The sequence below is a fragment of the Isoptericola sp. BMS4 genome (genome assembly GCF_011634835.1).
Lineage (GTDB): Bacteria > Actinomycetota > Actinomycetes > Actinomycetales > Cellulomonadaceae > Isoptericola.
Genome location: NZ_SIRP01000044.1, coordinates 1 through 1,321 on the forward strand (window position 1 = coordinate 1; position 1,321 = coordinate 1,321).

1 protein-coding gene and 1 other annotated feature are annotated in these 1,321 nt (G+C 68.4%); the gene reads right to left on the reverse strand.

Going from position 1 to position 1,321, the window contains the following annotated elements:
* Positions 1-16 precede the first annotated feature (16 nt).
* Positions 17-1,269, reverse strand: a protein-coding gene (locus EYB28_RS19935; RefSeq protein WP_240930793.1) for an IS3 family transposase whose coding sequence is annotated in 2 segments (ribosomal slippage) — positions 17-990 and positions 990-1,269 — 1,254 coding nt in all. Because the reading frame shifts where the segments join, the coding sequence is not laid out codon by codon here.
* Positions 860-991, reverse strand: a sequence feature (AL1L pseudoknot). Its footprint overlaps the gene before it by 132 nt.
* Positions 1,270-1,321 lie beyond the last annotated feature (52 nt).

Consider the following 1,321-nt stretch of genomic DNA (forward strand, 5'->3'; position numbering starts at 1 on the left):
CTGTTGCGCCCCGGGTTCAGTGGAGGCTCGGAACTGACGCTTCGACGGTAGCCGGAGCGGGGTGGTGACGGTAGTAGGTGTCCTCGAGCTCGGCGGGCGGGATCATTCCGATCTCGCCGTGCAGGCGCCGGTGGTTGAACCAGTCGATGTACTCGGCCGTGGCGATCTCGAGGTCGTCGATGTTCTTCCAAGGGCCCTTGTTGCGCACGAGTTCGGCCTTGAACAGGGAGTTGAACGCTTCGGCGGCGGCGTTGTCGTAGCTGTCTCCGGTGGATCCGACCGAGGCGACGGCGCCGGCCTCGGCGAGGCGCTGGGTGTAGCGGATGGCGACGTATTGGACTCCTTTATCGCTGTGGTGCGTCAGGCCGGTCAGGTCCGCTCCGTCGCGGGTGCGGGTCCAGATCGCCATCTCCAACGCGTCCAGCGCCAGGTCGGTGCGCAGCGACTTCGACAGCTGCCAGCCCACCACGCGGCGGGAGTAGACGTCGGTGACGAAGGCGGCGTAGGCCCAGCCGGAGAACGTGCGGCAGTAGGTGATGTCGCAGACCCACAACCGGTTCGGGGCATCGGCAGTGAAGTCGCGCTGGACCAGGTCCGGGCGGGTGTCCGGCCCGCGGCCGCCGATCGTGGTGCGTGGCCCCTTGGATCGGGTGATGCCCCGCAGCCCGGCGGCTCGCATCAGTCGCTCGACCGTGCAGCGTGCCACCCGGTGACCCTGGCGGCGCAGCTCGGCGTGGACCTTGCGGGCGCCATAGACCCCGAAGTTCTCCGCGTGGACCCGCTCGATCAGGGTCGTCGTGGCCGCGTCGGTGACAGACCTGCGCGACGGGGGCCGCGTCTTGGCCGCGTAGTACGTGCTCGGAGCGACCTGCAACACCTCGCAGATCGGCTCGACCCCGAGCTGGCGCCCCTCGACGACCTCGTGGCGATGGTCGTCGATGTAGGTCACGACTTGCCGGACGGGCGGTCGAGCTCCGCCGCGAAGAAAGCCGACGCCGACTTCAAGATGTGGTTCGCCCGCCGCAGCTCGCGGTTCTCCCGCTCGAGCTCAGCGATCCGCGCCTGCTCCGTCGTCGTTGTCCCGGGTCGGTCGCCAGCATCGATCTCGGCCTGGTTGACCCAGTTGCGCAGCGTCTCAGGGTTGATCCCAAGCTGGTCAGCAACCCGGCGCAACGCACCCGTCTTCGTGGCCGGGTCGCGTCGCAGATCGACGGCCATCCGGATCGCTCGCTCCCGGAGCTCGTCCGGGTACTTCCTCGGTGCAGCCATGGCTCTCATCCTTCCGTGGAATGAGAGCCTCCATCAGACCCGGGGCGCAACA